Here is a 25,382-nt window from a genome sequence, read left to right on the forward strand (position 1 = left end):
TGAAACTAAAGTGCCCAAATAGAATAATAATTCATTCACTTATTTGAGTCAAGGAAAAACAACATATTTTTTATAGAAGTTTAGAAATCTTTGTTAGAAGTCTTCTTCATCTTCCTCATCATCATCTTCTTCGTCAACTAGGCTAAGGTCGCCTTCAAGACCATCTTCAAGATCGTCTTCTTCCTCGTCGTCACCTAATTCACCTAAATCAGAAGAGTAAGCTGAAATTTCGTCTTCTTCATCTTCTTCTTCGTCATCGTAATCTTCTTCGTCTTCAACGTAGTCCACATCTTCTGGGTCGTCAGACGCGTAGTCAATTAAGTCTTCATCTTCAACAGAAGCCAACAGACTCTTGCTACCTTTGTGTTTCGCTTTGATATCGTCGTCATCAATTGACGAAACAATTTCTTCATCGATTGAATCAACTGCATACCACTCACGTAAGCCCCAACGGTTTTCACCTAAAGAGATAAAACTACCATCATAGTTCATTTCTGTGTAGAAATTCGCCATTTTGCCTTCTAATTCGTCTTGTGGCATGTTCAAGAAATCTTGAATTTCAGCTAATAAATCATTGAACTCGAATACATTATTCGTTTCCACTAAAATTTGGTATGCGACTTCAACCATTGATAACTGTTCTTTGTTTTGACCAGCAAATCCTTTTAATTCCACTACTAGTTCATCCTTTCGCCTTATAACCAACGCACTTGTGATTAATCGTCTAGTATATCCATTATATATTACTACACATGGACCCTTGTTTGCAATTCGATTTGGTATTGCCCAATCATTTCTTCTGATTGGTATAAGTTGTATGCCATCCGGGCATTAAAGGTATCCGCATCGTTTTGGTTTACATTAAGTAAATTTAATTGTCCCTGGAAAGTAATTGCTTGTGCATCTGTCACATGGTAGAGGATATCCGTTTTTTTACCTTTGACTAGATTCATTGTCGTTTCTGTACCGTTCACTTGACGACGGATAGTCACTTTATCGTTAGCTTCAAATTTTAAACGGACAGCTACCGTGTTTTCAGTGATTTTTTCTTCATATTCTACATAAATAGCCTCGCCGACTTCATAGTAGTAACCATTTGTTTTTGTTGTAAATTCCTCTTGCACTTGTTGGCCATCACGATCTTGTTGGATATAGTTTTTAACTTTTAACTGGATTGCTTGTTTACCAGCATTTGCCATTTGGCAACCTCCTCTAATGACACCTTTTCTTGTATATTTAACCTCCCCTATTCTAACACGATTCGCTTAGACTTCAAAGATTAGATACCTATGAAACCGCCGTGAAATAGGGGAAATAGCTACTTTTATGGTACAATATAGACAAATTAGTGGGAAGGACTTTCACATGATGTTTGACGACTTTAAAACAAGCGACAAACCGCTGACTATGGCGGTTTATAAAGATATTACTCAAAATAATCAAGCCTATGGTTTAGAGGAAGCAGATGCAGCCTTGTTACCCTTTGCAGTTGATGATGCCATCTTGAATGCTATTAACCAAGAAACTTTTGAAGCGCCCTTAGCCATTCATTTCTGGCCAACCCGCCCAACTGTTATTCTTGGGGGGATGGACACTAGGCTACCAGACTTTAATCAGGCTGTGACTTGGCTGTATGAGGACCAAGCCATTTTGCCTGTTGTACGACCTGCTGGTGGTTTAGCGGTGGTATCTGATCCAAATGTCTTGAACGTGACCCTATTAATGGACACTAAAAACCAAGCCTTTACCATTGATCAGGCTTATGAATTTATCGTCGCACTCTTACAAGAAATGATGGACGCACATGGTATATCACTAGAAGTCGGGGAAGTCGCAACCTCCTACTGCCCTGGTAAATTTGACGTATCCATTCATGGGCAAAAAGTAGCCGGTATTGCCCAACGTAGAATCGGTCATGCAGTAGGTATCTACCTCTACATGTCAATCACCGGAGATCAAGCCAGTCGCGGCCAATTAGTCGCTGATATGTACAAATCCGGTCAAGCAAGTAAAGATGAAAAAGGCCGGTATCCAAACGTGGACCCGAATGTTATGGCCAACTTGTCCGAATTCGCGCCTATTGATACAGTCGAAAAATTTGTCGATGACTTGTTAAGGGTCATTGCGGATGCTGGGGTTGAATTAAACGAACGAAGTCAAGACGACTTAGATACGGCGACTTATAGCCAACGGATGCAGAAACGAAACCAAGTCCTTTACGATATATTAGCGAATCAATAGATAGAAACCGCCCACCTTCACGTATAAATATAGTGAAGCAGAGTTTGATAAAGGAGATTGTTATGAGTATTGCAGAAGCGAGTAAACGCATACCCGAGAAGGTGTTTCGGGACCCCGTGCACGACTACATCCACGTCCAACACCAGGTAATTATGGACCTGATCAATGCTAAAGAAATGCAACGCCTACGCCGAATCAAACAAATGGGGACGGCTTCTTATACCTTCCACGGGGCGGAACATTCACGGTTTAGCCATTCCTTGGGTGTGTATGAAATTGCTCGGAAGATTTGTGATAAATTCGTCCGTAACTTTTCGATTGAAAACGGCGGGGTTTGGGATGATTCTGAGCGGTTAGTGGTTTTATGTGCAGCCCTCTTGCATGACATTGGACACGGGCCTTTTTCCCATACTTTTGAGAATATCTTCAATACCGATCACGAAAAGATGACAAGAGAAATCATTTTGTCAGAAGCCACTGAGGTCAACCAGATTTTGCGTGGGGTATCCGCTGATTTCCCAAGACAAGTAGCGTCTGTCATTGATAAAACCTATCCAAATCCGCAAGTTGTTCAGTTAATTTCTAGTCAAATTGACGCTGACCGAATGGATTATCTACTCCGTGACTCTTACTTCTCTGGGACCAATTACGGGAACTTTGATTTAAGCCGGATTCTACGAGTGATGCACCCTTATCAGGATGGGATTCGTTTTGACTATAACGGCATGCATGCAGTGGAGGACTATATTACAAGTCGTTATCAAATGTACATGCAAGTCTACTTCCACCCTGTTTCAAGAGGGATGGAAATGCTACTCCACCATTTGTTAAAACGCGCTCAAGAATTGTTCCTGACAAAAAATGAATTTACCAGTCGTGATACCCACGCTTCATTCTTAGAACCATTTTTTACTCAGGACTGGACATTAGAAGACTACTTGCGCCTAGATGACGGGGTCTTACAAACTTACTTCCAACACTGGATTTTCTACTCAGAAGACCCAGTCTTGCGAGATTTAGCTGACCGCTTTGTTAACCGTAAACCATTTAAGTCAGTCACTTATAACGAGATTGAAAACCAAGAGGACGTGAAAGTCTTGATCGACTTAGTGGGCAAATTAGGCTATGACATCCAATACTATGTTGCCATGAACTCGCGCTTTGATTTACCGTATGATTTCTACCGACCAAATGCGGAGAAACCACGTACGCAAATTGAATTGGTTGAGAAAAATGGCCACATGGTCGAATTGTCAAAAGCTTCGAGTTTAATCGCAGCCTTTACTGGTCAACAGCGCGGTGATGAGCGACTATTCTTACCGAATGAATTGTTCTACGGGAAAAACCGTGACAACATTACCTTGTTTGAACCTATCTTGACGCAAATCCACGCCATGACCAAAACAGGTAAAATCACACCACTAGACGAAAACTTAACAGATACTTTTATCTAGCTTTCTAACAAATATCATATTATCCCTAAAATTCAATCCTATACTTTCAAATAAACTTCTACAAGAAAGCTTACATTTTAACTTTGTAAGCTTTTTCAATTATAATGAAGGTAACGGAGGTGGGAATATGGAAAATATTCGTTTATATAATGGTGTTGATATGCCTCAATTAGGTTTTGGTGTCTTTCTAATCAAGGATTATTCGGAATGTGAACGTTCAGTGATTGATGCTTTGGCATCCGGCTATCGGTCGATTGATACGGCCCAATTTTATCAAAATGAGGAAGCAGTCGGTTCGGGTCTAGCCCAGTCAGATGTGCCACGTGAGGATATCTTTTTAACGTCTAAAATCTGGCCAAGTGACTACGGTGAAGAAAAAACACACGATGCGGTTTTAGGATCCCTAAACCGTTTAGGAACTGATTACCTAGACTTAGTCTTATTACATCAGCCATTCGGTGATTACTTTGGTGCTTGGCGTGCCTTAGAAAAACTTTACCGCCAAGGTGTTATTCGATCGATTGGTATTTCTAACTTCTACCCAGGTCGCTACCAAGATTTCGTACATTTTGTGAATGTAAAACCTATGGTCAACCAAGTAGAAGCACACGTCTTCTACCAACAAGAAGCCTTACAAAAGGTGATGGAACCATATGGTACAGTTCTTGAAGCTTGGGGTCCACTTGCACAAGGTAATCATGATTTCTTTAACCACTCTGATATCAAGGCCATTGGTGATAAATATGGTAAGTCAAATAGCCAAGTCGGCTTACGGTTCTTATTGCAATTAGGTTATGTAGTGATTCCAAAAACTACCCATAAAGAACGCATGGATGAAAACTTTGATGTCTTTGATTTTGAATTATCAGATGAAGATATGGCCAAACTGAAAGGCTTAGATACTGGACAACCAAACCAAGCACCACATTGGGATCCAGAAAGAGTCAAAGCTATTTTGAGTAAATAGTTTTAAGTAACTAGTCTTAAGCAAATAAGCTTAAAATTAAGGAGGGACTTTTTATCAAGGATTCGAAGTTGACTATCATGCTTGTAGTAGTTGTTGCGGTGAGCCAATATATTATTTCCCTCTTTGACTTGATTACGTCACCCTTTGTCAATGTGCTTGTTTTAGCATTTCTAGTGATTGCCACAAATGACCTATACAAGCTATTTCAGCGTAAAAGCCACTAAGTCATTTTTCAAATAAAAAAGAGTAGCAAATCGCTACTCTTGTATACGTGGAGGTCGTAACATTTGTTTCGACCTCTTTTACTTATGAAATATCGCTTATAATCGGGTTCCAAAAGTCAAACGCTTCCGACACTTCCCAAAATACGCCAATTACTTAGCAGCAATTGTTCGGTTTTGGACTAGCGCACCGTGTCTAAACAACTTTTGTCACACCTTGTTTTATTTCACTTTAGCTATTGGTTTCCCTGCTTCCATCAAGGCTTTATTCCGTAGAAAGCCAAATGATAGAATGACTAAGGCAAATCCTGCGAACAACAGGATATAGGAAATGGGCATAAAGTCGGCTAATGGGCCAAACAAGGCCATCCCTAAAGGCATCATGGCGGTGTTAATCATAGACATAACGCCAAATACCCGACCTAGATAGGCTTCTTCCACGTGGTCTTGGATCAATACCATAGACGGTGTATTGAATAAAGGGACCGCAATCCCCGTAATGACCATCAGGACGACATACAACCAGAAGGTGTTGGTCGACCCTAATCCCAAGGTACAGGCTGCCAAGATAAAGGAACCCAAGGCCATGGTCTTGATTCGGTTGGGAAATCCTTGCCACCAAGAAATCAAGCCACCACCTAATACGAACCCGACTGAGAAGGCAATTTCAATAGCTGACAACCGCCACACTTCGTCTCCATATGTCCTTGTCACAACTAAGGTCGGTAACATTGAGGCTGGCGCGATTAGTAACATGAAGATTCCGAAGAAGATGAATAGGTTTCTTAGAAAGTCATGGTTTTTGACGTAACGGACACCCATCATAAAATCAGCAGTATAGGACGCAGACTGGTTTCTACTTGCCTTATCATGGGTCCGAACTTTCAAGAAGAGCATGGTGACAATCGCTAATCCCGCTGTAACCACATCGACTAGGAAGATATAAGCCAGTGGCCAAGCTGCTAGTAAACCCGCTGATATCAAAGGCGACCCGAAGTTTAGGATCCCTTGAATTGAGGAATTGAGGCCGTTAATCCGAGTTAATTCTGATTTAGGGACGATTTGTGGCAAAATTGCACCCACTGCCGGTGTTTGGACGGCTGCCCCAAAGGCACGAATGGCCGCCACAATCAGTAACATCCAAATCTCTTGGTAACCTTGCATATACAAAAAGGCTAAAATCAGCGTAGCTAGTGCAATTCCACCATCAGCCCACATGATTAATTGCTTACGGTTAAACCGGTCAGCCCAGACCCCTGTTACTGGCGATAGTAAAAAGGTTGGTAAAAATGCGCAGATGATATACAAGGTCATCATGACACCAGACCCTGTTTCAATCGTAATATGCCACATAATGGCATACTGGACGATGGATGAGCCGAATAGGGAAATCCCCTGACTGGTTAGGAATAATGCGACATCCCTTACCCAGTTGCTATTTGTTTGTTCATTGATTTCATTCATGGAAATCTCCCCCATATTTCAAACTTTCTTCGTCTTTCATCTTACTCGACCAAGCCATCCCTGTCGATATTTAAGCCGTTCAAAAGGGCATATACAAGTAATTTATAGGCAAATGCTAATGAAATCGAAACCTACTTTGACGAAACAAAAAAATCGAGACCAGTGGCCCCGACTTTATTTAATCTATTTATCTTTCTATAATGCTTCCATAAAGGCAGCCATCCGGTCCATGGCTACGGCGATATCCTCGTAGGCTGCAGCATAAGAGAAACGGAAGTAACCTTGGCCACCTGGCCCAAAGGCTGAGCCAGGAATGACACCGACTTTTGCTTTTTCCGCTAGGTCTAAAGCAAAGGCTTGGTCATCGTCGCCGTATTTGGCTGGAATGCGGGGGAATACATAAAATGCGCCGGCTGGATGCGGGATATCAAATCCCATAGCCGTCATCCGGTCCATAATCATCTTCCGGCGGTGGTTGTATTCACCCTTCATGTCCTCAATGGCTTGGTCGCCGTCGTTATAAGCAGCTACCCCAGCCCACTGGTCAGGTGTTGATACACAGGTTACCATAGTTTGGAAAATCTTGAACAACTCTTCGTATAGGTCAGCTGGAATATGTAAGAAGCCTAGTCTAAAGCCGGTCATGGCATAAGATTTAGACGCACCTGCCAATAAAATTGTCCGGTCAGGCAATTCTTCCACCATTGAATAGTGGTCGCCGTCATAAACCAAGTCTCCGTATATTTCATCCGATAAGATATAAACATCCGGATACTTCCGCAAGACCTCCGCCAATCTCTTGACCTGGTCCTTAGAGTAAGTTGTCCCAGTTGGATTATTTGGGTAATTCAGCATCAACAACTTGATCTCAGGATGCGCCTGTAATTCACGGTCCAAAGCTTCAGGCGTTAAGACAAAGTCATCCGCAGACGTATCCACAAAAATTGATTCCCCACCAGATAAGATAGAAGAATAGCCATATAGTGGAAAATATGGTGATGGAATCAATACCTTATCGCCAGGATTCAATAGAGCCATCATGGTAATCATAAAACCTTGACTAGCCCCCACCGTCACCATAATTTGTTGCCAGTTTAACTTCAGCTGATGACGACGTTGGTAAAAATTGGCAATCGCCTGACGCAACTCCTGTAAACCATCCGAAGCCGCATAGTGGGTAAAATTCTTATCCAAAGCCTCTTTCATCGCATCCTTGATAAATTCAGGCACATCAAAATTCGGCTCCCCAATCGTAAAATTCAATAAGCCTGGAATCGTTGACACCTGCGCATCAAAAGCCCGAATCTCAGACGGCGTAATCTGCTTCAACCGCTCATTAATCGTCATACCACAAAATCCTCTCATTAACCGGCCAGTTCCCCAACCGCATATTTTCTATATTGTAGCACTTATCTCCAAAAATCGTGATGCGTTTTCTAAACCTTTTTGTAAAAGGGCAGTTCCTAAGCTTTAAAAATTACAAAAGATTTAAAGGCTACCGCTATTGGTCTGACTTTTGGTAGTATATAATGAAAAGGAAGTGGCATTATAAGGGATGCCAGCAAAAATGCTTTAACCCTTTTTCCAAATAAATATATCAAGTGTAATAATGAGGAGTGTATACGATGGCACAACGGAGATATAATACGGATGCGAGTGTCAACCAAATGCAAGTTTTGCGAGCCGAGACGCATGAGAAAGCCAGCGCCTTATCGGCGGATATGCGGTCCTTCTTCCAGGATTGTGAGGGGTACTTTCTAACGAGCGGTCCGGCGCAACCTGCGATTTATCAGGAGTTATCAAAATTAGTGGACCGGTTGCAAGTAGCGGAATTGCGACAAATTTCAGCGGAGGAAGTGCTGGGGATGTCAGGGGAAGATTATTGTAAGTTGACCCTACGTCGCTTGAATATTGAACGTTATGATTTTAATTTAGCTAAGTATGTACCAGCTGTTCTATCATTTTTCATCTTAACTTTAACCATTTATGCGACTTATATGTTTATTGCCGGTTACGCATGGTGGGGGGACTTTGCTTCTGCTATCCAGATGCCAGTTGCGGTATCAATTTTAGGGTTGCCTCTACAGGTTTTCGTGATTTTCACAGCCATTTTCTTCTGGGTGACTTTCAACCGCAATACTGCCTTTGGCCGCAAGTGGTATCAAGGCTTTAATGTCTTATATTTATTTGCCGGCATCTTTTCTGCCGCACTAGTCTTCACTCTACCCTACATTATCCGTTCATACCGGGTAGCGCAGATTAACCTGCCAGTCTGGTTGGTATGGGCCCTTGCCATTATCGCTGCCGCATACTACTTCTTAGTCTCTTACTTTAATGTGGGCGACAAAGTAGACTTGTGGATTTCAAACCGAGCAGCTCAGTCGACTTTAAGTGATGATGACACCTATTCACCAACTTTAGGCGCCTATTTAACAGGCCAGCCGGGGGATGACGACAAGGATTTAACCCCCGTTCGGGAATTAGACCAAACACCTAATAGTAATCATGAGGAAAAACCGGCAGTCTCTGATGAACCTATGCGTCTAAATAACTTGTGGAATACCGTTATGTTGAAACGTCCGATTATTAACCGGAAGACTTACCGGGAAATGCAAGACCGTCAAGAACGCGATGGTTATAGCGATAAGGCAGATAAAGACAACAAGAAAAATAGCGAATCTGGCAAAACCAGTCAGCGCCGTAAAAAATAAGGGCTAACAAAAGCTGAAATTCGCTGATATTGGTACTGATAAATAGTACTGATACATTGTACCGATATATAGTAAGGAGCTAACTAAGTGAAGATAGCAGTAATAGGTGGCGGGATTCTTGGATCGACCGCTGCCTTTTATTTAACCAAAGACCATGATGTAACCCTATATGACGACGGAATTGGACAAGCTACTAAAGCGGCGGCCGGCATTATCTGCCCCTGGTTCTCTAAACGTCGCAATAAACCCTGGTACCGCCTAGCCAATGGTGGGGCCCATTTTTACCGAGACTTATTGAAAGATTTGGCGGACGCTGGGATAGTGACCCAGGCTTATCAACAAAAAACGACTTGGTTGTTGAAGAAGAAACCCAAACTGATCGATGATTTGATGGCGATTGCTGAAAAACGTCAGGCAGAAGCACCTTTAATCCAAGAAATTAACAAGTTATCCCCAACTTATCAACAGGCGCGATTTCCCCATTTTCACTATGACAACGACCTGATTGAAACGGATGGCGGTGCGGTAGTAGACGGTCATGATTTATGTCAGGATTTAATTACCGCAGCTAAGGGGGAAAATCTAAAAGTTGTGAATGTTCGGGCAGATTTAACTTTCTTAGATGATGGTAAAGTTATGGTGAAAAATGACCAAGAAGTCTATGATACCGTGGTTTTAGCGACTGGTGCTTGGTTGGGTCAGGTCCTTGACCCACTGGGCTATCAAGTAGATGTCCGCCCTCAAAAAGGCCAACTGGCAGTGTTTGAAACTGACTGGGATACCCAAGCATTACCCCTGATTATGCCTGAAGGTGAAGGTGATTTTATCCCCCATTTAGACGGGAAAATCTTTGTGGGTGCTAGTCATGAAGACGAAGAAGGATTTGATTTATCCACAGACCCAAGTCGATTAGTGGATATCTTTTCCACAATCTATCAACTGGTCCCTGAATTGGCTAACTATCCAGTCACTGATTATAAAATTGGTAGCCGGGCTTACACCTCTGACTATGCGCCCTTCTACGGACCATTGCCTGACCGACCAAATGTTTATGTAGCATCCGGCTTGGGTTCATCTGGTTTAACCACTGGCCCTTTGATTGCTAGAGAGATGAGTCGCCTAATCAACAATGAGGAAACCTTGCTTGATCCTAGCGACTATGCCGTTGAAAATTATATCCAAAAACGTGTGCAATAGTAGGAATGTCTTTCTAATCATTTCAACTAAACAATACAATACAAAGTCCTTGCTGTATCGAATGAATCAGCAAGGACTTTTTCGCGTTCTTTTTTCACCTACTTAGTTCGCATAACTTTTGAATTATTTTCTAATCCTGCTAGCATTGTGCTTTTTCTTACAAAGCTAACATGAATCGCGTAGATAATGTTACATCGATGAGAAAATCATGTGAGGTATCTTCTGTCATCCTACTTTTTTTAAAAATTTTTTTAAATTATTTTACACGACGCAAACCCTTGAGAGATAAGAAAAAGATGAGATTAACTCTCATCGTATTCTTAAAATAATAGTTGACATTCAAATTCAAAGTGACTAGGATACAGGTATCAAAACTTACTTGTAGGCTTTTCTACAAGAATTTTGTTTTGCATGTTTTATTAAAATTAAAGAAAGGGTGCGGTATATCTTGTCTATCGATTTTGATAACAGAGCGTTTGGACGTCAATTTGTTGATGTCGTAAAAGCTAACACGACCATCTCTCATGATCATTATTCTACCTATGACTTGAAACACGGTCTACGGAATGACGATGGTACAGGGGTATTAGTTGGCGTGTCTGGGATTGCTTCAGTTTCAGGATATAAAATGCTAGATAATAAAATAATGCCGACAGAAGGGGAACTCCGTTATCGGGGAATTCGATTGACAGACTTAGTAGAGAATTATTTTAAAGAAGATAAGTTCGGCTATGAAGAAACCATCTACCTCTTGCTCTCAGGCAGTTTACCAACTAAAGGGGAAATGGCTGCTTTCAATGAATTACTGGAGGAGAATCGAAAACTCCCCGATAGCTTCATTGAAAATTTCATTATTAATTCGCCATCCGAAAACGTAATGAATAATATGCAGCGGGTATTGTTGGCACTTTATTCCTTTGATGATAAGGCGGAAGATCGTGATTTTGAAAATCAAATCTCTCAAGTCATTTCTATCATTGCGAAGATGCCACTCATACTTGCCTATTCCTACATAGGTAAGAAGTATTACTACGATGATGCGTCACTTATCTTGCATCACCTGGAGCCGAATATGTCGACAGCTGAAACGATCCTTCATCTCATTCGTCCAGATGCGACATTTACAGATGAGGAAGCCAAGTTATTAGACCTATGTTTGATTATCCATGCCGAACACGGTGGCGGGAACAATTCAACCTTCGCTACTCACGTAGTGTCCTCAACAGGAACGGATACTTATTCAACCATTTCAACAGCCTTAAGTTCGCTTAAAGGGTCAAAACACGGTGGGGCCAATTCGATGGTAGAAGCCATGGTGCAAGATTTAAAAGCCACAACGGCTGATTGGACGGATAAGGACCAAGTTGAAAAATACCTACGTGATATCTTAAATAAGCAAGCCTTTGACAAGTCAGGCCTCATCTACGGTATGGGGCATGCAGTATATACAAAGTCAGACCCACGAGCTGTTTTGTTGAAAGATAAGGCGAAAGAAATGGCCATTGAAAAAGGTTATTGCGATGACTTCAACCTCCTAAGTAACATCGAAGACATCACCAAAGACCTCCTCAATGAAAAGCGTCCTGGCAGTGAAATTTGTGCCAACGTCGATTTATACACGGGCCTTGTTTATAGAATGCTTGGACTGAGTCCAGACCTCTATACCCCAATCTTTGCCGTCGCACGAACTGCCGGTTGGTGCGCCCATCGCTTGGAACAAATTCAAGACCCGAAAATTATCCGCCCAGCTTATGTCAATATTTCCGAAAACAAGGCCTACCTTGCCATGGAAGATAGGGAAAGCAAACACAGTCAACTAGCTATCAAGTAACGATCAAATAATAACAGACACTCTGGTTTACGAAAGGGAAAGTGATTACTATGGGAAACAACACTGATTTAAACAACAAAGAAGCCTTTGCTAAAATTAAACATAACAACCGTCAAGCAAAACCACGTACACGCGGAATTACAGAAATCCGTGGACCATACTATACGGTTATGGGTGAACGCTACTTACGCGATGTGTTAGAAACAATGGGTGAACATGTAGATATCTTGAAATTTGCTGGTGGTTCTTTCACCTTAATGCCTGAAGAAGAATTGATTAAAATTTTAGACTTGGCGCATGAATATGGTGTCAAAGTATCTACAGGTGGATTCATGGAATATGTTTTAACACAAGGAATTGAAGCGGTAGACTACTACATTAGTGAATGTAAGCGTGTTGGTTTTGACATCATTGAAATCTCTACAGGATTCATTACTATGCCAACTGATGACATTGTCCGTTTAGTAGAACGCGTGCAAGATGCCGGTCTATTAGCCAAACCAGAAATCGGTGTGCAATTTGGTTCAGGTGGTACCAACACAATCGAACAAAATGAAGCAGCCGGTCTACTTGATCCAGCTCAAGCGATTGAAGTAGGTAAACGTTGTTTAGAAGCTGGGGCTTACATGTTGATGATCGAGTCTGAAGGGATCACTGAAAGTGTGGCTAGCTGGAGAACAGAAATTGCTACCCGTTTCGCTTCAGAATTAGGTACTGAAAAAGTCATGTTTGAAGCAGCTGATCCGGATGTATTCTCTTGGTATATTAAAAACTACGGTCCAGACGTGAACTTGTTCGTTGACCATAGTCAAATCGTACAATTAGAAGGTATTCGTCGCGGTATCTGGGGTAACAACGAATTATTCGGCCGTGTAATTACCTTAAACGACGATAAAAACTAAGTAGTCATATAAACGTCAACTATAGGGGGGTATGCGTTTTTGACCATACCCTTCTTATATATATCTATAAAGAAAATAGACTGAATAACATTTCGGAGGTCGAGTAGATGTCAAACGATAAACAAACATTGGTTCAACAACTTGCAAGCTGGGTAGAAAGCCGTAGCTATGATGACTTATCAGATGAAGCCATTAAAGTATTAAAATTACGTCTCTTAGATAGTATTGGAGTTGGGATCGGCGCCTTAGAAGGTCAACCCGTGAAAGATATCCGCAAGATGACAGAAGATTTAGGTGGCGCCCCACTAGTAACCTTACTAGGTGGCGGTAAATCTAGCCCTGACTACGCAACTTTTTATAACGGGGCAGCTATCCGTTATTTAGACTACAACGACTCATACCTAGCGAAAAACGAAACCTGCCACCCATCTGATAATATTGCCCCAGTATTAGCCGCTACTGAATACGCTGGCGGTAGCGGGAAAGACTTCTTACTTGGCTTAGGCATTGCCTACCAAGTCCAAGCCCGCTTATCTGACGTTGCCCCTGTACGTGACCATGGTTTTGACCATACTGTACAAGGAAGTTACGGTGCCGCTGCAGGTGCGGCCGCTGCCTTAAAATTAGATGCTGATAAGACCGCAAATGCCATTGCCATTGCGGGTACAGGCTACAATTCATTACGGGTGACTAGGACCGGTGCCTTATCTCACTGGAAAGGTTTAGCTTATCCAAACACGGCTATGGGTGCCATGCATGCGACTTTACTCGCTAGCTACGGCATTACTGGACCTGAAGAGGTCTTTGAAGGAAACAAAGGATTCATGGATTCCATTGCTGGTAAATTTGATATCGACTGGTCGAAAGAAGATTTAAACCGGGTAACCAAAACCATCACCAAACGCTACAATGCTGAAATTCATTCCCAATCTTCTATTGAAGGTTTGCTGGAATTGAAAGATGCAGAAAATATCGCCGCTGATGGCATCAAGGAAATTCGCTTGTATACCTTTGACGTGGCCTTCAATATTATCGGTGGTGGCGAGGAAGGTGGCAAAAAGAACATCCAATTGAAAGAGGAAGCAGACCATTCACTACCTTACATGCTCGCTGTCGCCTACTTAGACGGACAAGTCATGCCTGAACAATACGAACCAGCCCGCATTACTAGTTCAGACGTTCAAGACCTCTTACAAAAAGTCCATGTTGAACCAGTTCAAGCATACAGCGACCGTTTCCCAGCAGAAATGGCTTGCCGTATTGAACTAGAAACCAACGACGGCCAAGTATTTGAAATTGAGAAAAATGACTACCACGGCTTCAACACCCACCCTGCCGATTGGGACGTCTTAATGGAAAAATATAAGGGCCTTACAAGTAAAATCGATGCTGACCTAGCAGATAAGATTGCTGCGACCATCAAAGATATCGAAAACGTTGATATCAGCGTCTTAACTGACTTACTAGGGCAAGTGAAAGTCAATTAAGAACATTATGCCAACTAAAAAAAGGCCTAGCTGAGTATACTTATATACTCAGCTAGGCCTTTTATCTTGTTCACAATAGATGAAGATAGATTAAAGGACGGTGCCTAAAATCGAGCTCACATCTTATAGTCGAGTTCGGACCTCCAGAAAGGACTGCGTTTCAGTTTAAGCTGTAGCTGACTGCGTCATCTACAGCCTTAATCTTCCAACGGTTCCTTTCTTGGCGTCGGTCCTCGCATCCTTACTAGTCGGGTGCGTTCGACCAGCTCAAGTCCACTTCAGAATAGTTTGCATCACACTTTGTGTGATACAGCACTATTCTTCCAGTGTTTTTGAGCTTAGCGGTCTCGCTTACACCCTTTACTTATTATTTTGTTCTTTTAATAAGTCACGGATTTCTGTTAATAGTAATTCTTGGCTATCAACAAGCGCTACTTCGTCGTCTTCTTCAACACCATCTTCTTCTTTTTCAAATTGGCTCTTCAATGTTGCTACAGCTTTCATAACGAAGAATAATACTAATGAGATAATTAAGAATGTGATCACTGCTTGGATAAAGTTACCCACAGTTAATACAGCTGAACCTAATTGAACTGTGATAGAAGTAAAGTCTGTTGACCCTAAAATCAATCCAACAAATGGCATGATGATATCACTTACTAACGAGTTAACGATAGCAGTAAATGCAGTCGCCATTACAACCCCAATAGCCAAATCTAAAACATTGCCTTTAGCGATAAAATCGCGGAATTCTTTTAACATTTTTGTTTCCTCCCTTAAATAAAATATGATGAATAATACATAATTTATTTAACCATACCGGTCATTTTTTGTAAAAAAATAGCCTAGAACTATACAAAAAAAGTACAATTTTAAGCTAAAAATTTCAATATTGTATTAAAAATGTACGAAATTGATGACCCCTAAACCAATCATCAAACAAGAAACCACCAAATGCAACTTCCGGTGCATGAAAATAATGGCCACAAACTCCCGCACCCAATTTAACATCCGCTCCATCACCGTCGCCTGTGCACCCACACCAGACATCTGGTACAAGCCCTCCATATTGGCGTACAACTGACTGCGATATAAATGGTAAGACGACGTCACAAAGACCGCTTTCGTGGTTTTCAACTGCTTGACATTCGCCTGCATAATCCCTTTTGCATAAATAAAATTCTCATGGGTATTTCGCGCCTGGTCCTCAAGCAAAATCATCTCAGGTGGCACCCCGTGATCCACCAAATAATCAGCCATAATCCGCGCCTCACTCACTTGCGAATCCGCCCCAGTCGACGTCCCACTCACGATAATCCGTGGCACCGATTGAAATTGGAACTGTTGCCGCTCGATATAATCCACTGCCATATCCAACCGACTCTCCAAAACACCCGAAGGTTTCCCATCCTTAGACAACTGCTCCCCCAAAATCAGCACAAAATCCTGTTGGCCCTCATCCTCCAACAAGGTCAATCGCAAGGTTACCACCAAATAATTAACGAAAGCGAGCACGAAATAGGCCATCGCAAACTGGAAGACCCTTACCACTTCCTGGTTAAAAAGGGTCGAGTAGAAGAAGCTGGCAACATATTGGAAGACAGTCCCGCCAATCAATACAGCAGCCAATAGTAAACCTACCGTCAACTGCAATTTTGACTTTTCAATCCGATAGACTTTCAAAGCATAGGAAATCATCCCGATCCCAAAAATCATGGTAAATAAAGGCGCTAATAACCGGACATACCTGTCCAACCAATAAAAGACATGCTGGAAGAAGGGATGGTTGTTAAAAGTCGGATCATTTAAAATTGCAAAAAATAAGATAATAAAACCTGCTAAAAAAAGGAAATTATCCACCAAATTCCTCGGTGCAATCACTAAAATGACGATGCCAACAAGAAAACATGTCAGCGCTATGAGATATGGAATCATAAAGCCTCCTAGATTTCGTGGTAAGCTGCGTACACGTCCCGCTTATTCACGCCCGTTTGCTTAGCCACTTGTTTAATGGCATCCTTTGTCGACAAGTCTTTTTGCCCCATCCACCAGTCCACCTGGTCTTTCAAGGACATCTCCTCTAAAGCATCCTGCAACATCGTCGCCTCAGTCACTGGCGCATCATTACCCGCAATATAGAAGCAAATTTCCCCTTTAATCGGTCCATTTTGGTCAAAATGCACAGCCAAATCATCCAGGCTGCCTCGGTTAAACTCCTCAAACTTCTTAGTCAACTCCCGTACCACTACCGCAGGCCGGTCAGGACCAAAGGCATCTCGGCAATCCTCAAGAGTTTGCACCAAGCGGTAAGGCGATTCATAAAACATCATCGTGTAGGGAAAATTCACCAGGTCATCCAAGAAAGCCTTTTTCTCAGATTTCTTACGCGGTAAAAAGCCAATAAAGGCAAACTGGTCAGTATCCAAACCTGACGCCACAAGCCCCGTTAAGGCCGCATTAGCACCCGGCAGTGGCACAACCCGAATACCTTCTGCAATAGCTGCTTGCGCCAACTCAAAGCCTGGGTCAGAAATCGCTGGCATCCCAGCATCAGACACCTGCGCTAAATCCTGTCCATCCTTCAGCATAGCTAAAATTTGTGGCATCCGCGCCTGACTATTGTGTTGGTGGTACGACATCTGGCTAGTCGCCACCTCGAAATGATTCAACAATTTCTGCGTATTTCGCGTATCCTCCGCCAGAATCATCTCCACAGACTTCAACGTATTGACCGCACGAAAGGTCATATCCTCCAAATTCCCAATCGGCGTTGGCACCAAATACAAGGTCCCAAACCCTTCATTTTCCTGCTTTGTAAATGAATGTTGTACCTGAACCATGCCCTCACTCCTCATCTTTAACTGCTTTTTCTTCCTCCGGCAAAAAGGGTAAACCACTCTCCACGCTGTCAGCCACCCGGTCCGACCACATAGATGGTGGCCAAACCTGTTTGACGCCCCGTTCTTTAAGAAAGTTTTCCTTTTGACGTCTAGTCAACTGCTTAAACCGATACTCCGCTGACATGGCCCGCGACTTTGATGTAAACGGCTTGCTGTAAACCATATGGACTGGCCGACGCCCAGCTGCCTGAGTATACTTGGCTCCCTTACCTTGGTTATGAACCATTTCCCGACGATCAGGATCAGTCGTATATCCTGTATAAAGCGTATTATCACTGCAAGCTAGCACGTAGAAATAGTGCCATTTTTCTGACTTATTCGCCATAAATTAACTGTCTCATTTCTGGTGTATACTCGTCCGACAAGGTTTGCGTGTAGAAAGGTGGCAAGACCCGCAAACCCTTATCATGGCCATCTTTCATGAATTCTAGCAAAATGGTTTTCGCTTCTTTACCTGGTTTCGGATAGATAAATTGCAGCCGTTTCAAAGTCAAATGGTATTGGTTACCTAAAACAATCAACTCACTCAACCGCTCAGGTCTATGGACAATATATAATTTACCACGGTTACGTAGGACAAACTGAGCCTGCTGGAAAATGTCTTCCGCTGTCATCGCCACTTCATGGCGGGCCAAGGTTTTAGCATCCAATAAATTGACCTTAGATTCATCGTATTTCTTGAAATAAGGCGGATTACAAGTCACAACATCTACAGAATCCTTTTTAAAATGGTCACTAACCGATTTTAAATCCATCTGGTGAACCGTAATTTTGTCCGCCAAGTCATTATGTACCATCGATCGCTTGGCCATGTCTGCTACTTGAGGTTGAATTTCAATCCCATGAATCTGGGTTTTATCACTCGTTTTAGCCGACAGTAATAAAGGAATCACCCCGTTACCCGAACAAAAATCAATGACCTGCTTCACACGACTCGAAGACACCTGGGCGAAATGCGCCAATAAAATTGCGTCTACTGAGAAGGAGAAGGTCAGGTCACTTTGAATAATTTCAAGATTTTGCGGAATTAAGGCATCCAACCGTTCGCCTGCTTGTAATAAGGGTGTCTCCATTAGCCTTGATTCCCCTCACCAGCACGCTCACCATAAAGAATATCTAAACAGAACATACACTGTTCGTCATTTCCTCGGCGTTGACCGTAGGAAATATTACAAATATGGAAGCCATCTTCGTAGATATTCATAAGATTTTGACGGGCTTTTGACATCACCTGTGGCGTATCCTCGTCAGCAGGTTCATCTGTTTTCGCAGTATTTTGCGATAAACTATCGTTTAATTCCGTTAACTCTTGTACCCGTTCACGTAAATAAAAATTTTCCATTTTCAAGTTATGGGAAGAAATCAATAATTTGTCCCATTCCTCATTGATAGCATCAATTTTTTCAATCATCCCCTGCAAATCACTCTTCAATGCAGTAATTTCTTCTGCTACATGATGTTCATCCACGTTCCCACACCTACTTTCTACTAGTCATCCTATACCTGTTTAGCCAAAGCCTATTTGGCTATCGGATCATTTCAGTTAAAACGCAATATCTACGCTTTTTCACTCTCCATGATACCACATGATGTGGCTAACCTAAATGAAAACTTCATTTTCAACTAGCGTCAATTATAGCACACCTGTTCGGTTTTTGATTGGTAAAATGTACGGATAAAATGATTTAGTCATATTACTTGATGCAGTAGCTTTACCTTACCTACCATTTCCTAAAACGATTAGACTGACCTGTGCTAAAATAAAGACAATGAATCGACAAAAAATTTCAAACGAACGGAGTTTCACTCATGCAAGCATTTACCTTTGACAATATGTTTACCCTAGCTGATACCTACGATGAAACCGAATTATACTATTTCATTGGTAATCGCAAGGTCCCTAGCATGTATAGTAACAACAAAATCGTCCTAGATTTCGTCCCTACAGCTGAAGAATTAGATATTCTAGAAGACAATTTCCTAGATTACGCTTATGAGCTAAACTTGTCCTACTACAGCTTTGTTTTACCAATAAACCAACCCCTAGCACCAGATTTGTTCGCTTCAATCGGTGAAGTAGGCTACGAAATTTCACTAACCAAGTTGATGGTGCTAGATCCCGCTGACTTCAAAGCTACAACCAAAGCCAAAGATACCTACGGCGACCGTCTCGTCTTAAAAGAAGTAGATTCTTCTATTGAACAAGACTACTTTAATTTCAACCAAGTTTTTGATAAAGCGATTGATGACTCAGGTCAATTTGCAGCACAAAAGTTAAATTATTACCCATGGTTTCTAGCGGAAAATAATACTACTGCCCTAGCTGTCTATATCGATAACAAATTAGTCGCTATTACAGATGTCATCCGTCTTGCTCATGCCTATGAAATTGATAATTTCCAAGTTTTAGACGATTACCAGCGTCAAGGAATCGGTTCACTTATCCAACAATGGGTATGTGATAAAGCCCTAGCTGAAGGTAAAATGGTTATCCTGTCTGCTGATGCTGACGATACACCATATGACATGTATATAAAACAAGGGTATCAAGATGTAGGCATGCAGATTGGACTAAACCGCAAAATCGAAGCCCCCATCATTGAAGACATCCAAACTTACCAAGCTGACCCAGTTGCTTATATGCTTGAAAATGCTGCTTTTGATGACTTTGATGAATTCGAAGCATTTGAAGACGAATAAAATAAGTATTACAAAAGCCCTTTAATCGTGTTAAAACTTTTGATTCACTAAAGTCGAAAGCACATGAATAAAGGGTTTTTATTATATGCTTAAACATACGTCGTCACCCTGTTTTAAAATTCAGTTGACAACATCTAATTAACTTGCTAATCTAATGCTTGTATAAAAAGAAAGGAAGGATATATTTCATGACAGTTAAAGCGAAATTATTGGCTTACTTACTAGACCACCCAGGTCATTTCCATACTGGTCCAGAATTAGCTGACCACTTCCAAGTCAGCCGCAACGCTGTTTGGAAAGCTGTGAAGCAACTAGAAACTGAAGGATATGAAATTATCCGTCACCCTAAAAATGGCTATGCCTTAGAAAACCTCAACCATGCCATTGATCCTAGCCAAATTAGCCATGGCCTACAAAACGTTTGGCCTGAATTAAAGATTTACTACCAAGAATCTACCTCGTCAACCAATGACCTTGGTCGTAAACACGCAGCAGATCATCCTAACCAGCCTGCCCTCTTCATTTCAAATGAACAGACAGCTGGTCGCGGTCGTCGTGGTCGTGCTTTTTATTCATCGCTTAGCCAGGGACTTTACTTTTCACTCGTCATGACCCCACCAAAAGGTGTCAATAATGAACTGGTCGCTTCCATGACTATTGCTTCTGCTTCAGCATATGCAGAAACATTATCCAACTATTTAACTGATGATGTCATGATTAAGTGGGTGAATGACCTATTTTATCAAGGAAAAAAGGTTGTCGGTATCCTAACTGAAGCGACTTTTGATATGGAAAGTCAGACCATTTCACATTTGGTATTAGGGGTTGGGTCTAACCTTGCGGGTGACTTTTCTAAAGAAAATGCTGAAAATCAATCCGTTGCGGGCACCTTGTTCGGACCGCAATTACCAAGAGCATTTAATCCTAACGATTTAATCACGAACTTTTTGATTAAATTTAAATCCTACTATGATGACCTATCTAGTCTGGCTTTCTTGGACTATTACCGCAGTCACTTATTAGGTAAAAACCAATGGGTCAACTATACAGAAAATCACGAAAACTATCGTGGTAAAATCCTTGGTGTAACAGACCTTGGGCATCTTTCAATTGAAACACCAGATGGAAACGTACGGACGCTTGTATCTGGCGAAGTATCTTTCTCTAGTCAGCAATTTGCTGACCAATAGCCCACTTAAATTTTAATAGCAATAACTTTTGGATGTGTGATCATTTAGCGCACGTCCATCTATAAAATAAATGGTCAACCATAAATAAATTCTGGTTGACTCAATTAAAAGGAGATTAATATGACAAAATCATCTACTTACTACTGGGTACTTTCAGCACTTATGAGCGTGGTTACGCTGATCGCTTCCTATGTTGTTGTACCATTTGGTGCCATCCCCTTCACCCTGCAAACTTTAGCTGTTATTTTAACAGGTTTATTACTACCAAGAAAATATGCAGCAGTTACCATGCTATTAAACGCCATTCTTTTATTTATGTTTAAAGGTGCCTTTATTTACAGCCCTTCTTTTGGTTTTATCATCGGCTTTATTGTAGCCATGATTTTTGCCAGTCAAAACCCGGCACTTGAAAATGGTTGGAAAGTATTAACCATTCGTGCAATTGTCATGAATGTCATAATATTCTTATGTGGTTTAACATACATGTACTTAGCTTTAAACTTCTTACTAGATTCACCAATTACTTGGATGCAAACACTTATGTCAGGTATGATAATTTTCCTACCAACCGATATCATTAAAAACGTAGCAGCCATTTCCCTAGCTTTAGTCTTGAAAAAACGATTAGTCCTATAGAAATAGACCTTGCATTAAGCTTAAAAACCGAGACCTAGCCGTCTCGGTTTTTGTGATTTACCGAGATTTATTCATACGATTTTCTCCCTTATTTGTAATTGTTTTCACAAATGTTTTGTTATATACTCGTGTCAGTTAGAAGAATTTAGTATATTTTTATGTGGAACAAGCCTACAAAATAGGTATTTTATAATTTTTATCTACTTATGTACAAAAAATGCTCTTTTTAACTCATCAAAGTTCGTTATTTTATTCACAATAAAATTGGAGGTTAATATATGAAATTTGTTGCTATTGTTGGTACAAACTCTGATAGATCAACCAATCGCCAGTTGTTGCATTTTATGGCTGATCATTTTGCTAACCAGGCTGAAATAGAAGTAGTAGAAATCAAGGGCGTACCTGTTTTTACCCAACCAGAAGACAAAATTGCACCTGAGATTGTCCAAGCTATCTCGAAAAAAATCACTGAAGCTGATGGGGTGATTATTTCAACACCTGAATATGACCACTCAATTACCGCTGGTTTGAAATCCTTATTAGAATGGATTTCCTATACTGACCAAGCACTCATGGATAAAGCGGTGATGATTGTTGGTGGCTCACTAGGTAGCTTAGGGACTTCTCGTGCACAAAATCATCTACGTCAAATCCTTGATTCACCTGAATTAAAAGCACGTGTCATGCCAGGTACTGAATACTATTTACCTAATTCAGGTAAAGCTTTTGATGAAGATGGCCACTTAATCTATCCAGAGAAAGTTGTTGAACTAGAAAAACATTTCACCGAATTCATTGGCTTTGTTGAAATCCTTGCACAACTGCGTGAACAAGGGCAATTAACAAGCCGTCGGGACACAAACTTTTCGTGGGAAATTGGCTAAGGAGGACATGATATATGATGAAATTTATTGCTGTTGCCGGTAGTGCCGCTGACAAATCATACAACCGTACTTTACTTGAATTTATGCAAAAGCATTTTGCTAATAAAGTTGAGATTGAAATTCTAGAGCTTCGTGAAGTGCCTATGTTTGTGGAAACGGAAGATCAGGATAACTTACCTATTATTCAAACCTTTAATAAAAAAATTGCCGCTGCCGACGGTGTGATCCTAGCAACACCTGAACATAACCACTCTGTCCCTTCTGCCCTTAAGAGTTTAATTGAACACTTATCCTTTAATTTACATCCACTTGACGGTAAACCAGTCATGTTAGTGGGTGCTTCATATGACATTCAAGGCTCGTCACGTGCCCAATTACATTTGCGTCAAATCTTAGATACACCCGGTGTAAACGCCATTGTCATGCCTGGATACGAATTCTTATTGGGACGCGCGCACCAAGCCTTTGATGAGGATGGCAACTTGAAGGACGAAAACACTGTACACTTCCTAGAAACTTGTCTTGATCAGTTTATTCGTTTTGCCGATGTGGCTAGTATCTTAGCCCTACCTGAAGAGATTCGCTTCGAACCTGGTCAATATGAGGTGAAAGCAGTTGGGCATAATGGGCCACTTCCGATTACTGTGTCATTTAGTGATACCCGCATTGATAAGATTGATATTGATTCAAGTGGTGAGACTGAAGGGATTGCGGACTTAGTCTTCACGCGTATTCCAGAACAAATTCTTGAAAACCAGACCTTAAATGTTGACGCGGTTTCAGGTGCTTCTGTCACAAGTCAGAGTGTGATTGACGGCGTTGCGGATGCTGTGCGCTTGGCTGGTGCTGACCCAAACATCTTGAAGAAACGACCAAAAACAGCTAATAAAACTGCTAGCGAAACAATTGAATATGATACAGATATCCTGGTTATCGGTGGGGGTGGTGCTGGTTTAGCCGCTGCTGCTGCAACCCTTCAAAAAGGTAAAGATGTGATCTTACTAGAAAAATTCCCATCATTAGGTGGCAATACTGTCCGGGCTGGTGGGCCAATGAACGCCGCTGAACCCGCATGGCAAGCAACTTTCAAAGCCAACCCTGGTGAAGCCCATACCCTAGCTGAAGTTGCAGCGATTGATGTGGCAGCCATTGATCCTGAATACTTAGACGACTTTCTGGAATTGCGTGACCAAATCAATGACTACCTAAACCGCACTGGAAATGGGGAAGACTACCTATTCGATTCAGTCCTACTACACCGTATTCAAACTTATTTAGGCGGTAAACGTAGTGACTTGAACGGGCAAGAAATTCACGGCAACTATGCCCTAGTGAAACAATTGACGGACAATGCTTTAGGATCTGTTGAATGGTTGACTGAGATTGGCGTACCATTTGAACGTGACGACGTCTCTATGCCAGTTGGTGCTTTATGGCGTCGTGGTCATAAACCTGAAGGAAACGAAGGATTCGCTTTTATCTCTGTCCTAAAACCATACGTTGAGGAATATGGTGGTCTAATTCTCACTGAAACACCGGCTAAAGAATTACTGGTAGAAGATGGTAAAATTACGGGTGCAATTGGTCAAAATGCTAAGGGTGACAAAGTCATCGTTCACGCCAAAGCAACCATCATCACTTCTGGTGGTTTTGGTGCAAATACAAAGATGCTACAAAAATACAATACCTACTGGACTGAAATCGCAGATGATATTAAAACCTCAAACTCGCCAGCTATTACAGGGGATGGTATCTTATTAGGTGAATCTGTAGGCGCCGACTTAGTTGGTATGGGCTTCTCACAACTGATGCCTACATCCGATCCTGAAACGGGTGGCTTATTCTCTGGTTTACAAGTGCCACCAGCAAACTTTGTAATGGTCGATACTGAAGGAAAACGCTTCGTCAATGAATTTGGTAGCCGTGACGAACTAGCCCAAGCGGCTATTAATGTGGGTGGATTGTTCTACTTAATTGCCGATGATTTAATCAAGGAAACAGCTTATAATACCAGTCAAGAAAAAATCGACCAACAAGTCGCTGCTGGTACCCTTTTCCGCGATGATACGATCGAAGGCTTAGCCGAGCAATTAGGTATGGATCCAGCTGTGCTTGCAGATACGATTGCAAAATACAATAGCTATGTTGATGCTGGTGAAGACCCTGAATTCCACAAGTCAGCTTTTGCGTTAAAAGTGGTACAAGCACCATTCTATGCAACGCCACGTAAACCAGCCGTTCACCACACAATGGGTGGTTTAAAAATAGATACAGAAGCTAGAGTAATCAACACTGATGGCCAAGTAATTCCTGGGCTATTTGCAGCTGGTGAAGTTGCTGGTGGGATCCACGCTGGTAACCGTTTAGGTGGTAACGCCCTAACTGATATCTTTACTTTTGGACGGATCGCAGCCATCACTGCCCTAGCAGAAATGGATGAGGAATAAGGCAGCATAGCAGAAATTAGAATCATTAAAAGGCGCAAGAGCTCATCAACTCTTGCGCCTTTATGTTGTGATCTATACAAAATCGATAATCAGTATTTTGTCTGTTGCCAAGTGTTACATTTATTTTCGCTGTTCAAGTTATCTTCATGA

Annotated in this window: 23 protein-coding genes; 13 read left to right on the forward strand and 10 right to left on the reverse strand. The window is 41.6% G+C overall.

All coding sequences use genetic code 11. The annotated features are described in order from the left end of the window. Positions 1–93: 93 nt before the first annotated feature. Positions 94–675 (reverse strand): DNA-directed RNA polymerase subunit delta, encoded by a 582-nt coding sequence (gene rpoE / locus ACFW0C_RS03110; RefSeq protein ID WP_378105309.1) that lies wholly within the window; start codon positions 673–675, stop codon positions 94–96. Positions 676–746: 71 nt separating this feature from the next. Then, complete coding sequence (locus tag ACFW0C_RS03115) at positions 747–1,199, reverse strand: DUF1934 family protein (protein ID WP_378105312.1); 453 nt, start codon at positions 1,197–1,199, stop codon at positions 747–749. 166 nt (positions 1,200–1,365) lie between these two features. On the opposite strand from ACFW0C_RS03115, the gene ACFW0C_RS03120 reads away from it, so the two are divergent. The 3 genes from ACFW0C_RS03120 (at position 1,366) to ACFW0C_RS03130 (ending at position 4,662) form a co-directional block, all read left to right on the forward strand. Continuing rightward, entirely contained in the window at positions 1,366–2,241 is an 876-nt protein-coding gene (locus ACFW0C_RS03120; RefSeq protein ID WP_378105315.1) for a biotin/lipoate A/B protein ligase family protein, read from the forward strand. A 62-nt stretch (positions 2,242–2,303) separates the two neighbouring features. Continuing rightward, positions 2,304–3,695, forward strand: a complete 1,392-nt coding sequence (locus ACFW0C_RS03125; protein WP_378105318.1) for an HD domain-containing protein — start codon at positions 2,304–2,306, stop codon at positions 3,693–3,695. A 127-nt stretch (positions 3,696–3,822) separates the two neighbouring features. Beyond that, positions 3,823–4,662, forward strand: coding sequence for an aldo/keto reductase (locus ACFW0C_RS03130; RefSeq protein ID WP_378105320.1), 840 nt, complete (start codon positions 3,823–3,825; stop codon positions 4,660–4,662). Positions 4,663–5,105: 443 nt separating this feature from the next. Here the strand turns inward: ACFW0C_RS03130 and ACFW0C_RS03135 are convergent, their stop codons facing one another. Further along, positions 5,106–6,347: an MFS transporter gene (locus ACFW0C_RS03135; protein ID WP_378105322.1), complete on the reverse strand. Its 1,242-nt coding sequence runs from the start codon at positions 6,345–6,347 to the stop codon at positions 5,106–5,108. 195 nt (positions 6,348–6,542) lie between these two features. Continuing rightward, positions 6,543–7,694: a pyridoxal phosphate-dependent aminotransferase gene (locus tag ACFW0C_RS03140; RefSeq protein ID WP_378105325.1), complete on the reverse strand. Its 1,152-nt coding sequence runs from the start codon at positions 7,692–7,694 to the stop codon at positions 6,543–6,545. 278 nt (positions 7,695–7,972) lie between these two features. Here ACFW0C_RS03140 and ACFW0C_RS03145 point away from each other — a divergent pair, with 278 nt between their 5' ends. The 5 genes from ACFW0C_RS03145 to ACFW0C_RS03165 all read left to right on the forward strand — a co-directional run bounded on the left by ACFW0C_RS03145 (position 7,973) and on the right by ACFW0C_RS03165 (position 14,475). Then, entirely contained in the window at positions 7,973–9,058 is a 1,086-nt protein-coding gene (locus ACFW0C_RS03145; RefSeq protein WP_378105327.1) for a hypothetical protein, read from the forward strand. 87 nt (positions 9,059–9,145) lie between these two features. Beyond that, a complete protein-coding gene (locus tag ACFW0C_RS03150; RefSeq protein ID WP_378105329.1) occupies positions 9,146–10,255 on the forward strand; it encodes an NAD(P)/FAD-dependent oxidoreductase in 1,110 nt (369 codons plus the stop codon). A 448-nt stretch (positions 10,256–10,703) separates the two neighbouring features. Continuing rightward, entirely contained in the window at positions 10,704–12,086 is a 1,383-nt protein-coding gene (locus ACFW0C_RS03155; protein ID WP_378105331.1) for a citrate synthase, read from the forward strand. A gap of 50 nt (positions 12,087–12,136) precedes the next feature. Beyond that, the gene (locus ACFW0C_RS03160; RefSeq protein WP_378105333.1) at positions 12,137–12,988 is read left to right on the forward strand and encodes a phosphosulfolactate synthase; all 852 of its coding nucleotides are present in this window, start codon (positions 12,137–12,139) and stop codon (positions 12,986–12,988) included. 107 nt (positions 12,989–13,095) lie between these two features. Next, complete coding sequence (locus ACFW0C_RS03165; protein ID WP_378105336.1) at positions 13,096–14,475, forward strand: MmgE/PrpD family protein; 1,380 nt, start codon at positions 13,096–13,098, stop codon at positions 14,473–14,475. Between the two features lie 360 nt (positions 14,476–14,835). Here the strand turns inward: ACFW0C_RS03165 and mscL are convergent, their stop codons facing one another. From mscL to ACFW0C_RS03195, 6 genes are all read right to left on the reverse strand, one after another. Further along, the gene (gene mscL / locus ACFW0C_RS03170) at positions 14,836–15,237 is read right to left on the reverse strand and encodes a large conductance mechanosensitive channel protein MscL (protein WP_378105338.1); all 402 of its coding nucleotides are present in this window, start codon (positions 15,235–15,237) and stop codon (positions 14,836–14,838) included. Positions 15,238–15,372: 135 nt separating this feature from the next. After that, positions 15,373–16,410: a YdcF family protein gene (locus ACFW0C_RS03175; RefSeq protein ID WP_378105340.1), complete on the reverse strand. Its 1,038-nt coding sequence runs from the start codon at positions 16,408–16,410 to the stop codon at positions 15,373–15,375. 8 nt (positions 16,411–16,418) lie between these two features. Next, positions 16,419–17,315, reverse strand: coding sequence for a 16S rRNA (cytidine(1402)-2'-O)-methyltransferase (gene rsmI, locus ACFW0C_RS03180; protein WP_378105341.1), 897 nt, complete (start codon positions 17,313–17,315; stop codon positions 16,419–16,421). Positions 17,316–17,319: 4 nt separating this feature from the next. Next, a complete protein-coding gene (locus ACFW0C_RS03185) occupies positions 17,320–17,700 on the reverse strand; it encodes a GIY-YIG nuclease family protein (protein WP_378105343.1) in 381 nt (126 codons plus the stop codon). After that, positions 17,690–18,448, reverse strand: coding sequence for a tRNA1(Val) (adenine(37)-N6)-methyltransferase (locus ACFW0C_RS03190; RefSeq protein ID WP_290520852.1), 759 nt, complete (start codon positions 18,446–18,448; stop codon positions 17,690–17,692). The genes ACFW0C_RS03185 and ACFW0C_RS03190 overlap by 11 nt, the downstream gene beginning before the upstream one ends. Then, the gene (locus ACFW0C_RS03195) at positions 18,448–18,843 is read right to left on the reverse strand and encodes an initiation control protein YabA (protein ID WP_016897868.1); all 396 of its coding nucleotides are present in this window, start codon (positions 18,841–18,843) and stop codon (positions 18,448–18,450) included. The genes ACFW0C_RS03190 and ACFW0C_RS03195 overlap by 1 nt, the downstream gene beginning before the upstream one ends. A gap of 341 nt (positions 18,844–19,184) precedes the next feature. On the opposite strand from ACFW0C_RS03195, the gene ACFW0C_RS03200 reads away from it, so the two are divergent. The 5 genes from ACFW0C_RS03200 (at position 19,185) to ACFW0C_RS03220 (ending at position 25,232) form a co-directional block, all read left to right on the forward strand. After that, the gene (locus ACFW0C_RS03200) at positions 19,185–20,075 is read left to right on the forward strand and encodes a GNAT family N-acetyltransferase (protein ID WP_378105344.1); all 891 of its coding nucleotides are present in this window, start codon (positions 19,185–19,187) and stop codon (positions 20,073–20,075) included. A gap of 188 nt (positions 20,076–20,263) precedes the next feature. Continuing rightward, positions 20,264–21,265, forward strand: coding sequence for a biotin--[acetyl-CoA-carboxylase] ligase (locus tag ACFW0C_RS03205; RefSeq protein ID WP_378105347.1), 1,002 nt, complete (start codon positions 20,264–20,266; stop codon positions 21,263–21,265). Positions 21,266–21,385: 120 nt separating this feature from the next. Continuing rightward, positions 21,386–21,901, forward strand: coding sequence for a biotin transporter BioY (locus ACFW0C_RS03210; RefSeq protein WP_378105349.1), 516 nt, complete (start codon positions 21,386–21,388; stop codon positions 21,899–21,901). Between the two features lie 278 nt (positions 21,902–22,179). Beyond that, positions 22,180–22,785: an NADPH-dependent FMN reductase gene (locus ACFW0C_RS03215; protein ID WP_378105351.1), complete on the forward strand. Its 606-nt coding sequence runs from the start codon at positions 22,180–22,182 to the stop codon at positions 22,783–22,785. A 17-nt stretch (positions 22,786–22,802) separates the two neighbouring features. Next, complete coding sequence (locus ACFW0C_RS03220; RefSeq protein WP_378105585.1) at positions 22,803–25,232, forward strand: flavocytochrome c; 2,430 nt, start codon at positions 22,803–22,805, stop codon at positions 25,230–25,232. Positions 25,233–25,382 lie beyond the last annotated feature (150 nt).

Source organism: Aerococcus sp. NPDC058936 (assembly GCF_042741995.1).
GTDB lineage: Bacteria > Bacillota > Bacilli > Lactobacillales > Aerococcaceae > Aerococcus.

What these genes read in the sequence shown, in the direction of transcription:
- ACFW0C_RS03130 (WP_378105320.1), top strand. Translation starts at nt 3,823, where the DNA reads ATGGAAAATATTCGTTTATATAATGGTGTTGATATGCCTCAATTAGGT.
- ACFW0C_RS03200 (WP_378105344.1), top strand. Translation starts at nt 19,185, where the DNA reads ATGCAAGCATTTACCTTTGACAATATGTTTACCCTAGCTGATACCTAC.
- ACFW0C_RS03140 (WP_378105325.1), bottom strand. Translation starts at nt 7,694, where the DNA reads ATGACGATTAATGAGCGGTTGAAGCAGATTACGCCGTCTGAGATTCGG.
- ACFW0C_RS03125 (WP_378105318.1), top strand. Translation starts at nt 2,304, where the DNA reads ATGAGTATTGCAGAAGCGAGTAAACGCATACCCGAGAAGGTGTTTCGG.
- ACFW0C_RS03215 (WP_378105351.1), top strand. Translation starts at nt 22,180, where the DNA reads ATGAAATTTGTTGCTATTGTTGGTACAAACTCTGATAGATCAACCAAT.
- rsmI (WP_378105341.1), bottom strand. Translation starts at nt 17,315, where the DNA reads ATGGTTCAGGTACAACATTCATTTACAAAGCAGGAAAATGAAGGGTTT.
- ACFW0C_RS03210 (WP_378105349.1), top strand. Translation starts at nt 21,386, where the DNA reads ATGACAAAATCATCTACTTACTACTGGGTACTTTCAGCACTTATGAGC.
- ACFW0C_RS03115 (WP_378105312.1), bottom strand. Translation starts at nt 1,199, where the DNA reads ATGGCAAATGCTGGTAAACAAGCAATCCAGTTAAAAGTTAAAAACTAT.
- ACFW0C_RS03185 (WP_378105343.1), bottom strand. Translation starts at nt 17,700, where the DNA reads ATGGCGAATAAGTCAGAAAAATGGCACTATTTCTACGTGCTAGCTTGC.
- ACFW0C_RS03220 (WP_378105585.1), top strand. Translation starts at nt 22,803, where the DNA reads ATGAAATTTATTGCTGTTGCCGGTAGTGCCGCTGACAAATCATACAAC.
- ACFW0C_RS03160 (WP_378105333.1), top strand. Translation starts at nt 12,137, where the DNA reads ATGGGAAACAACACTGATTTAAACAACAAAGAAGCCTTTGCTAAAATT.
- ACFW0C_RS03135 (WP_378105322.1), bottom strand. Translation starts at nt 6,347, where the DNA reads ATGAATGAAATCAATGAACAAACAAATAGCAACTGGGTAAGGGATGTC.
- ACFW0C_RS03145 (WP_378105327.1), top strand. Translation starts at nt 7,973, where the DNA reads ATGGCACAACGGAGATATAATACGGATGCGAGTGTCAACCAAATGCAA.
- ACFW0C_RS03190 (WP_290520852.1), bottom strand. Translation starts at nt 18,448, where the DNA reads ATGGAGACACCCTTATTACAAGCAGGCGAACGGTTGGATGCCTTAATT.
- ACFW0C_RS03120 (WP_378105315.1), top strand. Translation starts at nt 1,366, where the DNA reads ATGATGTTTGACGACTTTAAAACAAGCGACAAACCGCTGACTATGGCG.
- mscL (WP_378105338.1), bottom strand. Translation starts at nt 15,237, where the DNA reads ATGTTAAAAGAATTCCGCGATTTTATCGCTAAAGGCAATGTTTTAGAT.
- ACFW0C_RS03165 (WP_378105336.1), top strand. Translation starts at nt 13,096, where the DNA reads ATGTCAAACGATAAACAAACATTGGTTCAACAACTTGCAAGCTGGGTA.
- ACFW0C_RS03175 (WP_378105340.1), bottom strand. Translation starts at nt 16,410, where the DNA reads ATGATTCCATATCTCATAGCGCTGACATGTTTTCTTGTTGGCATCGTC.
- ACFW0C_RS03205 (WP_378105347.1), top strand. Translation starts at nt 20,264, where the DNA reads ATGACAGTTAAAGCGAAATTATTGGCTTACTTACTAGACCACCCAGGT.